We start from the raw sequence: 19,804 nt of genomic DNA on the forward strand, positions 1-19,804 counted from the left end.
GCGCCACGCGCTGGAATGACACCGTCATAAACTGCTAGGTCTTCATAATATCATACCAGTACTGGTATCCAACTAAATTGGTGAACACTTTACAGCATTTTTGATAGAAAGAACTAGATGCCAGTGTCAAGCACTGACCCATTTTTTCCTTAAGTTTTTGCAGCTTGTGTTCTATTACAAAACCACTGCGTTACTAACGAGCGGCAAAATGGTAGCGAATCTAAACTAAAAAAATACATTTTTACACTGCTTGAAAGTCTACTCGATTCAATTTTAAAAACAATTATTGAAACAATTATAATATACTTTGTGCGTGGTTAAGATAGCTCTGGAATAGTATAAAGAACTATGTCATCATTGAAGAGAAATTCATCTGTTGTTTTGTACTCTTTATTAATTTTATAAGAATCATAAACATCGTAATCTGCTTTTGTATGGTAATCACAATATTGAAACTTACCCTCTTTATTGAAAAAGCCAAATTGATCAATTAATGTAGCCATTTTCTCACGTTTTGCTAATTCAAATACATCAGCTGGGCAGTGGCCTGAAGAATCTTGATTAGTAGTTCCTTTTGCAATAAAAAAAGATGGTTTATCGTTAAGCAACTTGCAGAAATTTGGCTTATATCCCTTTTTCATATAGTTTAAACTTGTATACTGGTATTCATCTGGAACATTTGAGTATTGAGAATCATACTTTTTATGTTCAAAAAACTCATTACCTAGGAAATTACAAAATGTTAATTTATAATCATCATTATTACTAGACTTAACGACTTTAAGATAATGAAAGTTTCTAGGAATTTTTATCTCTTCTTCTGTAACGTGATTATGTATGACCAATTGGTCATCAAGCATGCAGTAACCTATTTTTGGTAAAGTAGCTACAAGCTTACCGTTTAACATGATATCTGCTTGATAGATATTATCCGATAATTCTTTTCCCTTTTGCAAAGTAAAATCCTGCCCTGCTTTAGCTGGTGCACTGCATTGCTCAGTTTTAGTTAAGTTTTTTATTATTGTTGATATCTCACTAATTTCTAATATATCATGCTCATTTTTTGTGTATTGATACTTATAGCAACTACCATCTTCACATACTGGAAGACATTTTCCTTCTTCATCTGATATATAGATATAATCACCTTCTATTGTAAAATAAAGTCCACCTTTTTCTTCTTGAATTTTTTGTAGTACTGGGTCATTTTCATCGTTAAAATTGATAAAATTGAGTACTCCAGTTATATCTCTACCAGACAATTTGAGGCCAAAGTTAGGACTATCTTTTATGTTGTAAAGCGAAATCAAGATAGGTTTTGATTCAAGCTTTTCTATAATATTGTTTCTATTTGTACTTATTATAGCTTCTTGTTCTACAATAAGATCCTCTTTAATAGAGTTTCCACTTTCATCAGATCTTTCTGCCTGCAGGGGTAAGTTTCCTTCATATAAAGATATTTTATCTCCCTGCTTCTTTAACTTCAAACCATTAATATCCTCTACTTTAATTGTACCAATATGTGAATTGATAACCTTACTATTTTTGTTTAATATATAATATTCAGCAGGAAGTTTAATCAATTTTTTATAGAGCGGATTTTTATCCTCTATTTTAAATATATGTTTTTCCATGATATTACCTTAAATAACCAACAACTTGCTGATTAATGGCACTTAGGCTACTAGGAGGAGAGACATAACTCATAAAACTCCTTGGCTGCTCATTATCTGCCACTATTTTTTCAGTATTAACGAAAGCTCTTTGCTGCTCATTTAATCTTTTTTCCATATGATCTTTGAAAGTAGCCAAACATTTACTAGTTTGTTTGTAATCAGGTAATGATTTTTTCGCAGCTACACACAAGAACTTCAACAACTCATTATGATTTTCATCATTAAGTAATGACTTATTGATAATGGTTGACTGCAGTTCTACTGGATTAAAATTTAGACTTTTCTTTGAAATGCCGCATTTCACAGCTGTTTCTCCTAATACTTCTTCAAATTTTTTTACAATATCTACTGCATCTATTATTTTTGTCACTCGATTAAGCTCCTCTATTTCATTTTTTACTTTATATTTGTCCTGTCCTACCGCAGGGTAAAAGAAATTTATTACTTGAGATATAAATGAAGTTGGTCTGCTTGCTCCGCTTGTCACTGATGATTTTTTAGTTTCCCTCCTTCTTCTGCGTGCACTACAAACTTGATCTGCAGGATTTGTTGTACAAAACATATCTCTTACGCTACTATGCAATGCTTCCGCATTTTCTGCGGATTGAAGTGCTTGATCAGCAGAATCTTCAGCTTCTCCTGTAAGATTCACTGTTTGATTGTGTAGTATTTTAACCTTATCTTCCGTATCTTTAGCTTGTTTGGCAAAACCTTCTGAAGCATTTTTAGCTGCCTCTGCTGCTTTTTTAGCATCCAGAGTTTCATTTTTTGCTTTTCTTATCTCACGTAAAAACTGATCAGCTAATGTAGCACCTATTCCATCTTCTCCCTTGGAACCTGGCAATCCATTCGCACCTGGAGCTCCGGTATCTCCTTTTGGACCTTGTGGACCTGGCATACCCTTAAGACCAGATCTACCAACTTGACCTTTAGGTCCTTGCAAACCTATCTCTCCCTTAGGTCCTTGCAACCCATTCGCACCTGGTTCTCCTTTGTCACCTTTAGAACCTATCTCTCCTTTCTCACCCATATCACCTTTTATTCCCATGGCTCCGTCTAATCCTTTAGGACCTATATCTCCTTTTTCTCCCTTTGGACCTTGGACTTCTCCTGGATTTTTCCTTAGTTCTTCTGCAATGCTTTGTGTTAGCTCGGTATTATTTGCAAGGTTTTCTACTAATGTATGATTAGAATCACTTAGTAACACATCTGCTAGCTCTTCCATTCTGTTATCAGCTAATGCAATGGCTATTCCTGTTTGAATATCTTGATTACTAATAATTCTTCCTGCAACTTGCTTCTCTAATACTAAATCTCCGCCTTGGTCACGATATTCAAGCACCTGATTAGCAATAGTGCCATTATTAATTAATTTTTGTGCAACTTCTTCAGGACTTGCATCTCTACCTTTATCACCTTTAGACCCAGTATCTCCTTTGTCACCTTTAGAACCTATCTTTCCTTTCTCACCCATATCACCTTTTATTCCCATGGCTCCGTCTAATCCTTTAGGACCAATATCTCCCTTTGTTCCATTTATACCTGGCTCACCTTTTATGCCTGGCTCACCTTTTATGCCTGGCTCTCCCTTAGGACCTTGTGCACCTGGCAATCCATCTGTTCCGGTATCTCCTTTATCACCTTTAGAACCAGTATCTTCTTTGGGACCTTTTATCTTTCCTGGATTTTGTCTCAATTCTTCTGCTATTCCTTCACGTAAGACTGGATCATTTACCAGCACTTTTTTATCTTGATCATCTTTTGCTTCTAGTACTGCTCTTCCTAATTCACCTACTTTTTGAGTGTCAAAGAACTGATGAACAATATTTTCAACTATTGTTTTTGCTGCATTCACATCGCCTTTTAATTTGGCATACTCAAGCAAATACTCAACTAATTTTTCCTTGTCTATTTCTTGCTTCACGATTTCTAGAGCCTTTGGCTGATTATTTAAATCACTATGAAGCAGAAGATACTTAGCAAGTGCCCAATCGCTCACCTTACCTTTTATAAGATTGTGAGCTTCTATCTCGCTCATACTGCTTCTATCAACAAGTAGTTTAGCAAGCTTTTCTGCAAATTTTTCATATTTTTGGAAGGCTATAGGATCGGGATTATTTTTCTTTGTGGCATCGCTTGTTATCTTACTCACAGTATCTTTTATAATGTTTTTTGCTTCCTCTAAAGAAAGTTTACTTACTACTCCTTCAGTAAGTTTTGCTACATCAATTTTATTCACAAGTTCCTGCGAATTAAGATTAATTTTACCGGCAATCTGAGTTGCAAGATTTTCACCTTTGATACCATTTGCGTTAAGAACTGCTTCTCCTAGCTCAGCTTTTTTACTGGTAACTAATTCAGTTGCAATTTCTATAGCACTTGAGGCATCTCCCTTCTCACCTTTTGAGCCAGTATTTCCTTTAGAACCTTCTGGACCAGGAAAACCTCGGTCACCCTTATTACCTTTTGGACCTTGTTCGCCCTTTAACCCCCGTTGACCGTTACGACCTGGTTCGCCCTTTTGGCCTGGAGGACCTTGTACGCCTTTAACTAACGCTTTTAAAGAATCTTCTCGCTTTACACGCTCACCAAAAAGATGTGCTATTCTTTCTGAAAATCCCATGGAATTACTCTGATCTTCTTCCATTATAGCTGCTGCTAAAGGATATAGATGGGCTCTGTTAGAAGAAAATTCGGTAACAACTTGACTAATACTTGGAGTTATTCCATTAGTGCCTTGATTCCCTTTTTCTCCTTTAGGTCCTTGATCACCTTTTGATCCATGCGCACCTGACGATCCAGTATCCCCCTTGTTACCTTGAGGACCAGGCGCTCCATCGAAGCCTCTATCACCTTTTTGTCCCCTTTCACCTGGCTCACCTTTAGGACCTTGTACACCAGTACGTTCTAATCTGTCTATTCTGCGTTTTAAAAGTTCAATTTCTGTTTCTAAATTTATATGTTCTTGAATATTCACATCAACCTCCAAAAAGTTATCAAAATTTTCTAAGTTATAATAATAAGGATATGGACCTGGTCTATTGTCGTGCTCATACCCAAAAGAATTAGGGTTAAAATTATAAAAATTTTTGCATGTGCTATTTTCATACGATATGCAACCAACATAACTATTGCCTAACTTTTTTACTGCGAAATAGGTATCTTGTGCTTTCAAGCTCTCCATTTCATGAAAAGGGAATAACTGGAATGTATTGCTTATACGAGTAAATGCTGAAAGGATATTATTCAATATGCCAACTTTTCCACCAGTTAAATTATATACCTGATTATATACCTGAGCGCTCCTATATAATTTGTATATATTTCTTGATTCTTTAAACAAATAGTCTCCTATTTTTATTTTGAGTCTTCTATCAGGTGAACTTTTAAGATCTTCCAAAATAAGACTAACATTTTCGCTACTAATTATGTCTTTTGGATCTATTAAAACCTTCCTGTTTTCTAGCAGTTCATAATAAGTACTACAGCTTTCATGATTATATGTGTTAACATGTAAACCATTTGTGTAACCATAAGGCATATGATAAATAGTATCTATCATAGTATCTTTGCCATCATAGTAATAATAATAAGGTTGATCAGAGGTAGTAACTAAAGCGAATTTGTAATCATTTCCTACCCTTTCTAGCTTTAATTGTGGCCATTCAGATAAGTTGTTTAGTATACTTGCCACGTCATGCTTCAAATCCCAAATTTGAAAACTCAGGCCAATATTGTTGTCGATGATAATGTAAGATACACTAGGCAGGCTAAATGTTGTTTTGTTATTTAATCTTATTTGTGCAGGTATCCTACGACCAGTTCTATTATTACAATCTTTTTGTGGAATATCTTCCTTTTCTAGTTTAAAACGCATCTCCACCTCCCTTTGCGATTAGATATAATTAATTTATGGGTATTAATTATTGATTAATACTGATGATCAGTAAATATAATTATATTTTACACTAATTTAGTTATAAATTAACTTGTGAAAGAAAGTTGTTTTTTTACAACTGAGCATAAAAATGCTTTGTATTATCGAACTTCTTACCACTCCAGCTCTTTCATCTTATGGATGATATCGTTCCAGTGCTTGATACTGAAATCTAGTTCTTCCATAACCTCGTTGGAAAGGTTTTCAGTATAGGGACAAATTTTATTAATCTACAGAAACACCCTTACCCTCAGGATAAAGAAGCTAGTTAAATTTGTCAAGCAATTTTTTCATGACCAGCTAGATAAATAGCTACTTCTTCAATTTGATTGAGGTGAAAAATTGATTGCCGTTGCGGTAAATAAGCAGCATTACTGAATCTTTGCCGTCTTTTTTTACTGCTGAATCAATTTGTTTTTGAAAATCATTAGTATTTTCAATATCGATTCCATCTAGTTGAATAATTATATCACCTTTCTTAATAACACGTAGTGTAGAATTACTACTACTATCTACACTAGTAACTACTACACCCTTTGTGGGTGCATTGTTTTTTAGTTCTTTTGGCAAATTTGAAACGGTTAAACCACTTATATAACTAGATGTTGATTTATTTTCTTCTTGATTATTACCTGAATCATCATTTGTAGATTCCTCGATTGCAACCTTGATATTGACTTCTTTACCTTTTCTAAGTAACTTAACCTGTACTTTCTTTCCGGGCTCAGTTCGTGAAACCATATGAGGTAATTGCGTCATTCTATCAATTTTTTTGCCGTCAAACTCTAATAGTATATCACCTACTTTGATTCCTCCTTTCTCTGCAGGACTGCCCTTTACTACGCTTGCAACTAATGCACCTTTGATATCTTTTAAACCCAAGGATTCAGCAAATTCTTTTGTTATAGGCTGAACTTGCACGCCAAGCCAACCATGTTTTATTTTTTTACCACTTTTTAATGTGTCAATAATTGAAATAGCTAGATTAGATGGTATAGCAAAGCCTATACCCACGTTACCGCCAGATTCAGATGGGGAATAAATAGCAGTATTAATGCCTATAACTTTTCCATTTAGATGAAATAGTGGTCCCCCTGAGTTACCTCTATTAATTGCAGCATCAGTTTGAATAAATTCATTCATAGTACCAATACTAATGTCTCTAGATCTTGCAGACACAATTCCTGTACTTACAGAGCCACCTAAACCAAAAGGGTTGCCTATTGCAATAACTGTATCACCAACTCTTGCTTTATCAGAATTACCAAATTCAACAAAAGGAAGATCTTTATCAGAATTAATCTTAAGCACAGCAAGATCAGTTTTTGCATCATAGCCTAAAACTTCTGCTTTGAAATAAGTATTATCGTTCATAGTAACTGTAATATCTTGGGCATTTTTAATAACGTGATAGTTGGTTACTATGGTTCCACTTTTATCTATAATAAATCCAGACCCAAGTAACGTCACTTCTCTATTAATGCTAGGAGCTCTATCGAAAAATTGATCAAAATGCTCGAAAAATTCTCTAAAGTCATCAAAGAAATTATTTCTTGGCGTAAAAGGGATTTTAGTTCTACTGTTATTTTCTTGCTTAACTATTTGCTCACTTGAAATATTTACAACTGCGGGAATAAGTTCTTCCACTATATCAGCAAGCCCTTTATTACAACTACATACAGGATCTGCAACTGTTTTTGCAAACAGATTAGCATATGAAGCAAATGAAATTAAAAAATATGCAAATATAGATAAAATAAATGCTTTACTTTTCATAAACTATTTCCATCCCTTGTTCAAAATATCTAAGAAATTATTATTTGGTGAAAGCACAAATTTAGTATTACCCTCAGCAAATGATTTACTGTAAGCTTTCATAGAGCGATAAAAGTTAAAAAACTCTTCATCAACCTTGAATGCCTCATTATAGATTCTAGTTGCTTCAGCATAACCACGGCCTCTTATTTCATGTGATTCTTTTACTGCACTAGAGACAATTCCCCTTTTTAATTTATCAGCTTTTGATCTAATTTCTTGTCCAGCTTGTTCTCCTTCTGCTCTAATTTCTTTTGCTTCCTTTTCTCTTTCAGTTTGCATGCGGCGGAATATTGCAGAACTATTTTCTTCTGGTAGATCTGCTCTCTTAATTCTTACATCTATTATCTCTATGCCAAATTTTCCAGCTTCAGAATAAACTCCACGTTGAATTAATTGCATAACTTCTGATCTCTTTTCATTCAATAAACTAATTAATGAAAATCTTCCTATATTCTCCCTTATGTGAGCTTCTATGACAGGATATAATCTTCTAACTAGCCCTGATTCATTTTTCACAGTCTGATAAAAAGTGATAGGATCTATTATTTTATATTTTGCATAAGCATCTACTATAATACGCTTTTGATCTGCAGTTATCACTTCCCTTGGAGTTTTATCAGGACTTAGATCTAAAATTCTCTTATCAAGAAATTCTACGTTATTTATAAATGGCAATTTAAAATATAAACCACTGTCCCTAACATCTTTTACGACTTTACCGAGTTGTATAACTATTGCTTGTTTTGTTTCTTGAACAACAAAGATTGAATTAGATAATGCAATCAATAATGCAACAAATACAAAAGCAAAAACAATTTTAATATTACTACTCATGACTATTTTCCTAGATTTGTAAGAGGTAAATAAGAGAACATACCTTTCAGATCGTCTGTTATAACAAATTTATCTACCTTGCTAAAAATATTTTCCATAGTTTCAAGATAAATACGATTCTTAACAAGAGAAGGATTTTGTCTATATTCTTCATAAAGAGATAAAAAGCGATTTGCATTACCTTTCGCTTCATTTATTATTTCGTTCTCATATGCTTCTGCATCTAATTTTATCTTTATTGCTTCACCTTTTGCACGAGGTATAATATCATTACTGTAAGCATATGCTTCGTTTATAGTACGCTCCTTATCTGCACGAGCACTTTGTACATCCCTAAATGAGCTAATCACTTTTTCTGGTGGGTCAATTTTTTTCATTTGAACAGATAAAATTTCTATACCCATTTGATATCCATCAAGAATCTGTTGCAATAAAATTCTAGTATCTCTGGAGATTTCAGCCCTACCTTGACCTTCGAGTGCAAAAGAGATCGTATTTTTACCTATTATTTCTCTCATGGCACTTTCAGCAGCATTTTTAACGCTGAAACCAGGTTTATAATCCCGCACTTTGAATAAATAATCTTTGGCATCTCTAACTCGCCACTGGACCTCAAAGTTAACGTTGACTATATTCTCATCTCCGGTAAGCATCACTCCTTCACCACGATCTGTATCTCGCCCATAAGAGCTGCTTATCCCAATTTCTTCACGATTTACTTCTTTAACATTCACTTTAAAAACCTTACCAATAGGGTAGGGAAAGTGATAACGCAAACCAGATGTTTCTGTATTGGAATATTTGCCAAAAGTAAGTTCTATACCTTCCTCACTCGGATGGACAATATAGAAACCAGTACAAAAATAAAACAACAAAACAATAAAAATGATGAAATAAGGTTTTTTCCCTCTATTTCTGGTTAAGCCATTAAAAAAGCATCTTATATCAGACACAGCTTTACTTAAAATATCTTCATTACTTGAACCTGACGGTTTCTTTCCAAGATTCCAAGGATTACGCTCATCCATAAAAATTATTAATTGTATAACTAATACGCTGATATTACTTAATCTTATCAAAAAATGCAAAACTATTTTGTTTGCAGATTAATGATCGGAGTGAAGGATGTGATCATACACTTCCTTTTTCTCTATATTATATGGTCAATTCTACAGAATTTCTGGCTTTTTTTGAATTCTTTATTGTCGTTTTTGATAAGTATCTTTAGTTGTATATTAATTATTAACATAAAAGACAATGCCTGGGATTTAGGAAACTTAATTTTAATCAAGTAGCTGCATAATAAATCATCGTCAAGTAATAGAATGACATTATCTACTATACAAATTACCTGCAAATTGCAATGTTCGAACAATTGTGTATCTGAGTTTTGAGATGACGAAACTAGGGTTGTATAATCTATACACATTTGTGACAATTTCTTACCTTCGCTCAAATAACTTTTCAATATCGCTTAATTTCATTTCTATATAGGTTGGTCTTCCGTGATTGCATTGTCCAGAATATGGTGTTTTTTCTATTTGCCTCAACAACTCATTCATCTCCTCTAATTTCATCTTTCTACCTGCTCTAATTGATCCATGACAAGCAATTGTAGCTAGTATTTTATTTATTTTATCCTCTATAGGTAGAGTATCTTCTATTTCTATTAATCTATCCACTATATCAATTAGCATTTTCTTCACATCTATTGACCCTAAGATTGCAGGTATTTCTTTTACTATGATCGCATTTTCTGATTTAATTTCGATATCAAAGCCCATTTCGAAAAGCTTATCCTTATAAACTTCTATCATTTCCATACCGGCTTGACTTTTGATTTCAACCATTTCAGGCAAAAGAAGTTTTTGTCTTTTTATACTTGATTTCTCCTTTAAGCACTCGTATACTAGTCTTTCATGGGCTGCATGCTGATCTACTATAATTAGTTTGTCTCTTACCTCGGCAATAATATAAGTATTGTAGATTTGACAGTGTGCAAACCCAAGTGGATAGTCCCTTATTAGATCGGTTTGTTTCCTTTCCAAAATTGTAGTTTCTGCTCGTGGAGGAGATTTTTGCATACCAGTATAATCAAACGATTTTGAATGTTCTGATAAGCTTTTTGTCTCTATATTTGGAGAAGTAAATTTTCTCATTAACTGGTTTTCAAAAGGATACGACCTTCTTCCATAAAATTCATTTTTAAGACTAGACCTACTAAAAGGATCTGATGATAGATGATTCGTTTTTGTTCCATTCTGAGCCAATACAGTTTCTGCAAGATCTATTCTCTTTGATAGCACTTTTATTAGCCCTCTTCTCACTATTTCATATATTAGCCTCTTGTTCTGAAACCTTACCTCTGATTTATTTGGATGCACATTTACATCAACTTGATCATACGGTATCTCTAAGTGCAGCGCTGCAAAAGGATATCTATTGCTTGGAATAAGGTCGTGATACGCATAACGAATTGCACCAATAAGTAGATTATCTTTAATTGGTCTACCATTAACAAATGTATAGATCTGAGTTGAATTGCTACGATTGACAGTAGGTTTACAGATGTATCCTGTAAGTCTAATGCCATCTTCTTCTTCACTAATTTGCAAAGAGTTTTCATGAAATTCTTCTTCTACTTCGCATAGCCTGCTAAATAATGAGTTCTGCTTAGCATACTTAAGAAGCTTCTTATTATCGGAGATAAGAGTAAACTCAATTCCATAATTGATCATTGCTAAGTTGTTTACAATATCAACAATGCTTTGTGTTTCTGCCCTTTCGGTTTTGAGAAATTTTAGTCTATTTGGTGTGGCAAAAAATAAATCTCGTACTTCAATATATGTTCCTATCGATAAAGGATAAGGAATAAGCTCTCCTATTTTTTCTCCCCCCTCATACCTTATAGACCATGCTTGATCTGCTTTGCTTGCCTTAGATGATAATTTTATTCTGCTTACTGCTGCAATTGAAGGCAAAGCTTCTCCTCTAAAGCCAAGATGCTTGATCTCTATCAATTCACTGTCACTCAATTTTGAAGTAGCATGGCGCATAAACGCAAGTTCTAAATCATCCTTTTTTACTCCGCTACCATCATCGATTACAGTAATGAGGTTACGCCCACCACTTTCTATCTTAATTTCTATCTCTGAGCTTCTGGCATCTATTGCATTTTCCACTAATTCCTTTACCACACTTGCAGGCCTTTCTATTACCTCTCCTGCTGCTATACGATTTATGGTTTTTGTATCTAAAAGAACTATTGCCATTATAATGTTGGTTTTTCTTTTACTGCTTTAGTTTGCCCCTCTCTCCATTTTTTTAATCTATCTGCAATTTCACTATTAGAAATCGACAATATAGATGCAGCGGTAATAGCGGCATTGCATGCTCCACTCTCTCCTATAGACATTGTTGCAACTGGAACACCTTTTGGCATCTGCACTATAGATAATAGACTATCTAGCCCATTTAATTGCTTGCTATGCACAGGAATACCGATAACAGGTAAATAAGTAAGCGATGCAGTCATACCAGGTAAATGAGCCGCTCCTCCCGCACCAGCTATAATAACCTTAAAGCCTTTTTCTTGAGCAGACTTAGTAAAATTAAAGAGTCTCTCTGGTGTTCTGTGTGCGGATATTATAAATACATCATGTGAAATTCCCAATTCTTTTAATAGGTTAATAGCATGCACCATAGTGCCATAATCCGACTCGCTTCCCATAATTACAGCAACATCCTTTTTCATTTTTTCTGTATTAGACATGATTTTATTTACTAACCAAATAGCATTTCAGAAGCAACAGATATTTAAATTAAATTACGAATATGATATAGCATTCTTATTAAATAGAAACTTTAAAAATTGAAATGAATCCCTATATTAAAATATAGAGGTATAAATTTCGGATATAAGGGTCTATTCATAATCTTTTTAGAAGCAAAGCGGTGGAAGCAAGAAGACGATTTGTAAGCTAGTATTGAATTTTGCTTATCACAATTGTCTACACTTTTCTATAAGAGTATTAGAGACTTACCTTTTGACAATACGGCAAAGATTTCTACAGTTACATCCTTTTATTTGTTTCTTTGCAATTACTTTTTTATATATATTTCAAAACACTTTCTTTACTTCCGCTATGTTTTTTACTTCATTTATTAAAATAATCTTGCCATTTTGAAAACATTGTTGATTCACTGAAGCCACTTTTTAGGACCTGTAACACTATGTAAAATATATCCTAAATCTTCTTGATTTTGTTTCTTTCTACAGAACTCTACTCAGTTTTTCTCCTACTCATCTTGCTCTGTTTTCATAATTTACATACTCTATCTCCGGTTTATTCCTTTCTTGAGATCATGTACAGTCTCTAAAATGAGTTTGTAAAATGATTATTTCTGTATTTTAAACTTTGCAATTTCAACTTATTCTCTTTAATAGTAAGTTTTTTACAAAATAATAGTTTGAAATTACTAGTATTTTGATAAAAATTATAGTCAATTTAAAATTTTGAGTATCAGATAGTTATTGACAAGTTATATACTATTAATATATTGGTATATTAAATATTATGATATAATATTTAATAAAGCTAGTTGGTATGTGAGAGTAAAAATTATGGAAACAATATCATTAAACAATCTGGATAGTGAAGCAATAAAAAAAAAATTGCTGAGCATAATAAGTAAAATTATAGGAAAAAATACTTGGACTCAAGCTTGTGCGGCTGAGAAACTTGGTATTGATCAACCAAAGGTGTCACAAATTAAAAGTGGTAAGACAAGTGGTTTTTCTTTAGAGAGACTGTTAGGTTTTTTGAAAAAGCTTGATCATGAAATAACAATTACAATAACAGAAAATCAATCAGTAAAAGCTAAAGAAGAAAAAGTAGAATGTAGAATTGAATCTCAATAGATCCGAAGTTGACATCTTATTTTTTGTGATATAGTATAAAGTTTATCAAGGTAGTATTTTATGATTGAGTCTATTGTAGAAAAGTGTGTAGAACAGGTACACAACCGTTTTAAATTGGTTCTGCTAGCAAGTCAAAGAACGCATGGTTTGAGTACAGGGGCAAGCGATCCCGTTGAAATGGTTAAGTTTAAAGATCATAAGGATACGATAGTTTCTTTATATGAAATAGCAGAAAAGAAGGTGAATACTCATGAGTTGTTTAACCTTTTGGTGAAAAGGTGCAAGGAGCACATGAAAGGAAACACAGATAATACTTATATTAATAGTCCAAGTAAGCTAGCAAATTTGTTAAATTTTTCTGATCATCAACTTAACACAAGTCTGGATGTAAGTCAAGAAAGCCACGATGATGAAATAGATGATCAAGATAGTGGTGAAGAAGTACCGATTTAGAAATCTGCAGAGGTTATAATAGCTTATAAATGATTAGTATTGCTATCTATGCGCTTTTGTTCTGTATGAGTGTAATGTTATGTTGTATAGTATTTAGGTCAAGTGATGTGTACAATAAGATTTTAGCATTCAATAGTTTATCAACACAAGTAGTTTTACTCATAACAGCAATATCGATTACTCTGAATGATTTTTTTTTAATTGATATAGCATTACTATATGCTAGCATCAGCTTTATATCAACTATAGCGCTAATGAGATTAATGTTGTTTTGATAATTTATGGTAGCATCCATTCTCATATTTTTAGGTGTTTGTTTAATATTCATTTCAAGCGTAGGAGTAGTAGTATTTCCTGATTTCTATACTAGACTACATGCTGCAGGTATTGCAGATTCTAGTGGCGCAATGTTGTTGTTGATTGGTTTTGCTTGGCAAAATGAATTTTCAATCAATACTATTAAAGTTATATTATTGATTTTTATAATATGGATAGCCAATTCAACTAACAGTTATATTTTAGCGCGTACTTATTATAAAAGTAAAGACTATTAAAGAAGGTTAAGATGCTAGAAATACTGAATCTAATATTACTTTTGCTGTTACTCACGGTTACAGTTTTTATAGTTCTTTCGAAACATTTGGTTGTAAGTGCTGTTCTAATGTGTGTATTTAGTTCACTTATTGCACTTATGTACTTGATTATGAATGCGCCAGATGTTGCAATTACTGAAGCTTCTGTTGGTGCAGGATTGAGCACAGTCTTTACGTTTGCAGCACTCTCTTTGGTAAAGAATTACAAAGCAAATTTATCTCATAGCCTCACAACACTTTTTTTTATGTTATTTTTGACTGCATGTTTATCATACTTTATGATTCAATTACCAGATTTTGGCAGTCATAATGCTCCAGTTCACTTGCACGTTGCTCCTTATTATGTAGAAAATACTGAAAAAGCTATTGGTATTCCTAATATAGTGACAGCTGTTTTAGCAAGCTTTCGTGGCTATGACACATTTGGAGAAACTATAGTAGTTTTTACTGCTGCACTTTGTATAATGTTAATATTAGAAGAGAAAGAAAGTGATTAAAGATCCGGTATTAAGTGCAGTAACATTTTTGATGATACCTTTTATCATTTTGTTTGGTTTATACATACAGTTTCATGGTGACTATACTCCAGGTGGAGGTTTTCAGGCGGGAATAATTATTGCTTCTGGGATAATATTATATTCTATGTTATTTGATATACCTACAACTTTAAAAGCAATACCTTACTCTATTATCAAATTTACTAACGTACTAGGTATTTTAACCTATGGAGGAGCTGGTATTATAACAGTTTTATTTGGCCAAAATTTTTTATCCTATAGTATATTGTCAGCTGATAGTAGAACAGGTCAAAAATTGGGTATTTTCTTAGTGGAGCTGGGTGTATTGCTTACCGTCTCTTCTTCCATGTTAATCATATATATAAATTTTGCTCGCAGGAAAAAACAATGACTCTATATAATTATGTAGGCATTACTATATTAATGGTGCTAGGTTTCTATATCATTGTAAATGATAAAAACTTAATCAAAAAAATGATGGGATTAAGTGTCTTACAAGCATCTGTTTTGTTGTTTTACATATCTTTAGGGTATGTAAAAAGTTCTTTACCTCCTATATTGACTTCAAATTTTCACTTATATACCAATCCTATACCTCACGTCTTAATGCTTACTGCTATAGTGGTTGGAATTGCAACATTTTCAGTTGGATTGTCCATAGTAGTAAGAATGGAGAGATTAGTTGATTAAGAAGAGTGTGAATAAATTGACAGTATCTTAAACTATATGAAGTAGCAAGTAACTATAAATTAAGAATAAAACTATAAGCTTGCTAATTGTAAGTTTATTTGATAAATAAGAAATAAAATTATAAACTGTAAAGGTAATGATGTCAACTATTAATGGTACGGAAGATAGGAAAAAGATCATCAAAGATCTTGTAACCAAAAGTATAAGAAAGGGCGGTTTTATCACTTTTGATGATATAAATGATAAGTTGTCAGATGAAAGTTTTCCACCTGATTTTATAGATGATACTATAGCTTTATTGCAAGACTCTGGAATTAACATACTCGAAAGTAGTGAAGATGAGGAAGAAGCTCCTTCTAATGATGATGGTAATAAGCTTGATGATGATGAGACATCGTTGAATACTACTACAACTTTAGTGCAAAATGATGATCCAGTAAGGATTTATTTACAAGATATGAGCTCTGTAAAGCTTTTGTCACGAGCAGATGAAATTAAGATAGCAAAAAAAATTGAATCTGAAAAGCATAACATGTTACGTGCAATAATTGAAACATCAGTGGCATTCAACATGATCAAAACATGGCGTGATGATTTAAGTGGGGGAACTTTTTTGCTGAGAGAAATGATAAATCTAGATGCAATTTATAACTCTGATTTCAATATGGTAGCCAAAGAAGAAAGTGAAGCTGAAGATGTTAAAGATTATGTTGATGATGAGGAAAAAGGCAACGATGAAAAGGGAAATGAGAGTGAAGATATAAGTTCAGCGAATTTAAACATTTCTGTTCTTGAAATGGAAAGTGATTTATTGCCAAAGGTTATCACAGCATTGGATGAGATCATTACTTTAACAAATGAAGCATTGGTATTGAAAAAAAATTCTAAAGATTTCTCTAATGAGCTAGAAAATTTATATAATCAAATATGGTCTGTAGCATTACAAATTCAGTTTAGTGATGCTGCTATTGCCAGAATTACACAAAAACTTTACGAAATAAATAGACTAATCACGTTTGAAGAAGCTAATCTTATTACTGAGGCTAGAAAGTACGATATTGATAGAGAAAGTTTCTATAATATTTATTGTGCTGTGCTTTTAGAGCACGAATTGAGCGAAATCAGTCTTTTAAAGAAGAATGAAAATCATTCCCTTTTTACAGGTGAATTAAAAAATAAATTCTTAAGGTTTATAAACGATAACTATGAATATATAGCTAGTGCCTTAAGAAATATTAAGAGTTATGTACAAGGAGATAAAGTACAAGAGTTTAAGGAGCTAATCAAGAGAATACAAAAACACGAACGAGAAGTCTCTGAAGCAAAGCAAGAGATGATAAAGGCTAATTTAAGGCTAGTGGTTTCAATTGCTAAAAAGTATTCAAAAAGAGGACTTGATCTACTTGACTTGATACAAGAAGGCAATATTGGTCTTATGAAGGCTGTAGATAAGTTTGATTACAAACGTGGATATAAATTTTCGACTTATGGTACTTGGTGGGTAAAACAATCAATAACTAGGGCAATACCTGAACAGTCTAAAGTAGTTAGAATACCAGTTCATATGGTGGAAATTATCAGTAAAATCAATAAAGCATTAAGAAAGATGACTCATGGAATGGGTAGAGAGCCAACATTAGAGGAATTAAGTATAGAATTGGCAATGCCGATAGAAAGAATACGTAAAGTTATGAAAATAGCAAGAGATCCAGTAAGTCTTGAAGCTCCAACAGGAAAGGATGATAGTAGTACCTTCGGTGATTGTATAGAAGATAAGCGAGTTTCTAAACCAGAGGATGCTGCAATACTTGCCGACTTGCGTGGCATTACGACCAATGTTCTTGCAACTTTAACACCAAAAGAAGAAAGAATTCTAAGGATGCGCTTTGGCCTTGGTAAAGATGGAAAGGAGCATACCTTAGAAGAAGTAGGAAAAATTTTTAATGTTACACGTGAAAGAATTAGGCAAATAGAGGCAAAAGCACTACGTAAGTTGAAACATCCAAGCCGTGCTAAAAAACTTAGAGGTTTCTTTTAAGGCAGAAGGGCTGCTCAAAAAATAGGTAAAATTCAGCCAAAGTTCTATAATTTTACCCTATTTTTCTTTTTTTATAGGCTTCATAGAGCAGTATGATTAGATATTGAATGTTATGGCAAATGAAAAGAATAACTCTAATTCAAAGTGTAAAAATTTTTGTGTTCTGGGTGATAGTTTATCTGATAATGGTGTAATTATTGAAATTTTAATAACTTATCCTTTGTAAGAAACGTGAAACTTAATGCCCCTTTTTATTAAGGAGGATTTTTAGCAATGGCCTTACTGTTGTTGAATATGTAGCAAGGTATTTAGGTTTAGAAGAATTTAAGTCATCATGGAGATGCTCATTTTTTGATCGATACTATGAACAGTAAGGTCATAACTATGCGATTTTATATGCAACAGCATCTGAAATTCTTAACCCTATTTTTTCTTATTTCCTCAATAAATTTCGTTTAGTTAATCAGCTAAACGCAGTAATTAAACATCATCCAGACGTAGGTAAAGGAGATTTTATTTTTCATTATAATCGAGGAAATAATATTATGGGTGCCACTGCTTATAACAATGTTAAAGCAGAAAAAGTATTGAAATAAAGCGGTTAGTGAAATATGTAATGCATTTGGTTCTAAATGAATATGGTGTAAAGCATGTGATTGTTGCAAATGTGACTGAGGTTGGTTTGATACTAGCTTTAATAAAGACGAAAAGCAAGAGAGCTGGCTGCAAAGCTTACACAGAGTTTCAATACAAAATTAGCTAATGATTTAGATTATATGAAGAAAGGTGCAGATCTTGAAATAAAAGCATTCGATCTTAATTCTAAAATGAAAAGTATGCTTGGTAAATATAAGAGCAAAGGGTTAAATGATCGAGATGCATACCTATCAAACATCGTAGACCAGTTTGGGGGAGGGTGATTTGGAAAAAGTATAAAGATACTCTTGTTGATATTTAAAGGAAGGCTTGATACTTACTATAATTCTGGATGCAGCACAGAAATACTAAAGGATTATTTCTTTTTTGATTATTTTTATCCAACTGCAGAACCTTATTGTGAAGTTGGTAATGAAATGTATGAGTTGATAAAAAATTAGATTTCTTTTAAACATCTTTACGGTTTGTAGTAACTATCTGCGTAGCTGAATGGTAAAGGGAGGGGGGTAAACAAAGTAATCTAAAATATAGAGAAAATACAACGGTGCTTGATACATAGCTATTGCGATTTTATCCTCTTTTTGTCATTTTAGTGCTAGAATGACATTCTGCGAGTGAAGTTTATTCTTTGATATATTAACTATAAATATAGAGAAGTCTTACTAAATAAAAAGGTAAAAGGAACCTCTGAGTAGTGAAATTTTGACTCTATATTACTGTAAGTGGTGCTGTAATAATGTTCTAACAAGCGCGACTTGGCTGAGTATAGAAAAAATTTAAAAAACCGCTATAATTTTACGTAATCTACCAATAAACACCTAAGTTTTTACTGGATTTTGTGATTGATCCTACAGTCAAAAACAAATTTTGAGTCATAAATACTTTTAGTGCCATAATAAAATAGGGAGGTTTGTCAAGTAAAGTTCTTTATTTCATCAGATGCGCTGCCAAATTGTTATGCAAGCAAGTTTTTTAGTTTTCGTATATCCGAAGTAATTCTTGTGCATTGGCCTTGATTAGAGTCGGACATTCTCTATCATTTAATAATGAATGCAATATTTCAATTGCACCTTTAATGTCGTTACTGTGTATCTTTACTATAGCGATAGCTTCTTGGCTTGAATAAGGGTACACTGCATTTGATTCTAAATTACTAATTTTATCTCTATTTGTTTTTTCACCGCTGGAGTGAAGTAAGCTCATTACTTCTAAGTATTGTGCTAACTCACGCAAAACATCAGGAGCATCTTTATCGTCTGCCAAATCATTATAAATAATAGATGCTGTGTCTGTTGGCATTGAATCTGAGATATGATTGAATGCGCGTTCAAAATTTGCTAAATACTCCCAATTTGAATCTGTTTCTTCTAGCAGTGACTTATTATCTTTTTTTAAGAATAATACTTCGTAAAACCTGTCACCTGCAGTTATAGATTGTTTTGTGTTATCAATGTTGCGCAATAAGTATAATGTGATGCCAACTAACATTGGCGCGAGTGCAAGCAGAAAGATGTATTTTTTCATGGTAATATTCCAAATAGTTATATATTTATACATTAATGCTTTTGATTTGCAAAAACATATTGACATAGTGATTATATCACATAATAATATTCTTAGAGTTGTTTGAATAGTTGGAGATTAAAATATTTCTAAAGTAGAAATAAAG

General features: G+C 32.9%; 17 protein-coding genes. 9 read left to right on the top strand and 8 right to left on the bottom strand.

The window, feature by feature from the left end; all coding sequences use genetic code 11:
* Window positions 1-317 precede the first annotated feature (317 nt).
* From ACQ4M0_RS05375 to purE, 7 genes are all read right to left on the bottom strand, one after another.
* A complete protein-coding gene (locus ACQ4M0_RS05375; protein ID WP_438456344.1) occupies window positions 318-1,634 on the bottom strand; it encodes a hypothetical protein in 1,317 nt (438 codons plus the stop codon).
* A 4-nt stretch (window positions 1,635-1,638) separates the two neighbouring features.
* The gene (locus ACQ4M0_RS05380; RefSeq protein ID WP_438456345.1) at window positions 1,639-5,553 is read right to left on the bottom strand and encodes a collagen-like protein; all 3,915 of its coding nucleotides are present in this window, start codon (window positions 5,551-5,553) and stop codon (window positions 1,639-1,641) included.
* 372 nt (window positions 5,554-5,925) lie between these two features.
* Window positions 5,926-7,389 carry a DegQ family serine endoprotease gene (locus tag ACQ4M0_RS05385; RefSeq protein WP_007302429.1) on the bottom strand — a complete coding sequence of 488 codons (1,464 nt, stop codon included), beginning with the start codon at window positions 7,387-7,389 and terminating at the stop codon, window positions 5,926-5,928.
* A 3-nt stretch (window positions 7,390-7,392) separates the two neighbouring features.
* Complete coding sequence (hflC, locus tag ACQ4M0_RS05390; protein WP_007302430.1) at window positions 7,393-8,265, bottom strand: protease modulator HflC; 873 nt, start codon at window positions 8,263-8,265, stop codon at window positions 7,393-7,395.
* A 2-nt stretch (window positions 8,266-8,267) separates the two neighbouring features.
* On the bottom strand, window positions 8,268-9,293 hold the full coding sequence (gene hflK, locus ACQ4M0_RS05395; RefSeq protein ID WP_019236880.1) for an FtsH protease activity modulator HflK: 1,026 nt from the start codon (window positions 9,291-9,293) through the stop codon (window positions 8,268-8,270).
* A gap of 414 nt (window positions 9,294-9,707) precedes the next feature.
* Window positions 9,708-11,537 (bottom strand): DNA mismatch repair endonuclease MutL, encoded by a 1,830-nt coding sequence (mutL, locus tag ACQ4M0_RS05400; RefSeq protein ID WP_438456346.1) that lies wholly within the window; start codon window positions 11,535-11,537, stop codon window positions 9,708-9,710.
* Window positions 11,537-12,037 carry a 5-(carboxyamino)imidazole ribonucleotide mutase gene (purE, locus tag ACQ4M0_RS05405; RefSeq protein ID WP_213863892.1) on the bottom strand — a complete coding sequence of 167 codons (501 nt, stop codon included), beginning with the start codon at window positions 12,035-12,037 and terminating at the stop codon, window positions 11,537-11,539. Before purE ends, mutL begins: the two co-directional genes overlap by 1 nt.
* 852 nt (window positions 12,038-12,889) lie before the next feature.
* On the opposite strand from purE, the gene ACQ4M0_RS05410 reads away from it, so the two are divergent.
* The 9 genes from ACQ4M0_RS05410 to ACQ4M0_RS05450 all read left to right on the top strand — a co-directional run bounded on the left by ACQ4M0_RS05410 (window position 12,890) and on the right by ACQ4M0_RS05450 (window position 18,398).
* Window positions 12,890-13,186 (top strand): helix-turn-helix domain-containing protein, encoded by a 297-nt coding sequence (locus ACQ4M0_RS05410; protein WP_438456347.1) that lies wholly within the window; start codon window positions 12,890-12,892, stop codon window positions 13,184-13,186.
* Window positions 13,187-13,246: 60 nt separating this feature from the next.
* A complete protein-coding gene (rpoZ, locus tag ACQ4M0_RS05415; RefSeq protein WP_064085420.1) occupies window positions 13,247-13,639 on the top strand; it encodes a DNA-directed RNA polymerase subunit omega in 393 nt (130 codons plus the stop codon).
* A 29-nt stretch (window positions 13,640-13,668) separates the two neighbouring features.
* Entirely contained in the window at window positions 13,669-13,914 is a 246-nt protein-coding gene (locus tag ACQ4M0_RS05420) for a monovalent cation/H+ antiporter complex subunit F (protein WP_010404268.1), read from the top strand.
* A gap of 6 nt (window positions 13,915-13,920) precedes the next feature.
* On the top strand, window positions 13,921-14,193 hold the full coding sequence (mnhG, locus tag ACQ4M0_RS05425; protein WP_064085418.1) for a monovalent cation/H(+) antiporter subunit G: 273 nt from the start codon (window positions 13,921-13,923) through the stop codon (window positions 14,191-14,193).
* A gap of 11 nt (window positions 14,194-14,204) precedes the next feature.
* Window positions 14,205-14,729: a DUF4040 domain-containing protein gene (locus tag ACQ4M0_RS05430; RefSeq protein WP_438456348.1), complete on the top strand. Its 525-nt coding sequence runs from the start codon at window positions 14,205-14,207 to the stop codon at window positions 14,727-14,729.
* Window positions 14,722-15,141 carry a Na(+)/H(+) antiporter subunit B gene (locus tag ACQ4M0_RS05435; protein WP_064085417.1) on the top strand — a complete coding sequence of 140 codons (420 nt, stop codon included), beginning with the start codon at window positions 14,722-14,724 and terminating at the stop codon, window positions 15,139-15,141. The genes ACQ4M0_RS05430 and ACQ4M0_RS05435 overlap by 8 nt, the downstream gene beginning before the upstream one ends.
* Window positions 15,138-15,440, top strand: a complete 303-nt coding sequence (locus ACQ4M0_RS05440) for a cation:proton antiporter subunit C (protein ID WP_010404276.1) — start codon at window positions 15,138-15,140, stop codon at window positions 15,438-15,440. The genes ACQ4M0_RS05435 and ACQ4M0_RS05440 overlap by 4 nt, the downstream gene beginning before the upstream one ends.
* Before the next feature lie 139 nt (window positions 15,441-15,579).
* Window positions 15,580-17,478 (top strand): RNA polymerase sigma factor RpoD, encoded by a 1,899-nt coding sequence (gene rpoD / locus ACQ4M0_RS05445; RefSeq protein WP_264376177.1) that lies wholly within the window; start codon window positions 15,580-15,582, stop codon window positions 17,476-17,478.
* 776 nt (window positions 17,479-18,254) lie between these two features.
* Window positions 18,255-18,398 carry a hypothetical protein gene (locus ACQ4M0_RS05450; protein ID WP_029237693.1) on the top strand — a complete coding sequence of 48 codons (144 nt, stop codon included), beginning with the start codon at window positions 18,255-18,257 and terminating at the stop codon, window positions 18,396-18,398.
* A gap of 709 nt (window positions 18,399-19,107) precedes the next feature.
* Here the strand turns inward: ACQ4M0_RS05450 and ACQ4M0_RS05455 are convergent.
* Window positions 19,108-19,725 carry a hypothetical protein gene (locus tag ACQ4M0_RS05455; RefSeq protein WP_438456349.1) on the bottom strand — a complete coding sequence of 206 codons (618 nt, stop codon included), beginning with the start codon at window positions 19,723-19,725 and terminating at the stop codon, window positions 19,108-19,110.
* Window positions 19,726-19,804: the final 79 nt, after the last annotated feature.

The sequence above is a fragment of the Wolbachia endosymbiont of Kerria lacca genome, from assembly GCF_051602725.1.
Taxonomy (GTDB): Bacteria; Pseudomonadota; Alphaproteobacteria; order Rickettsiales; family Anaplasmataceae; genus Wolbachia.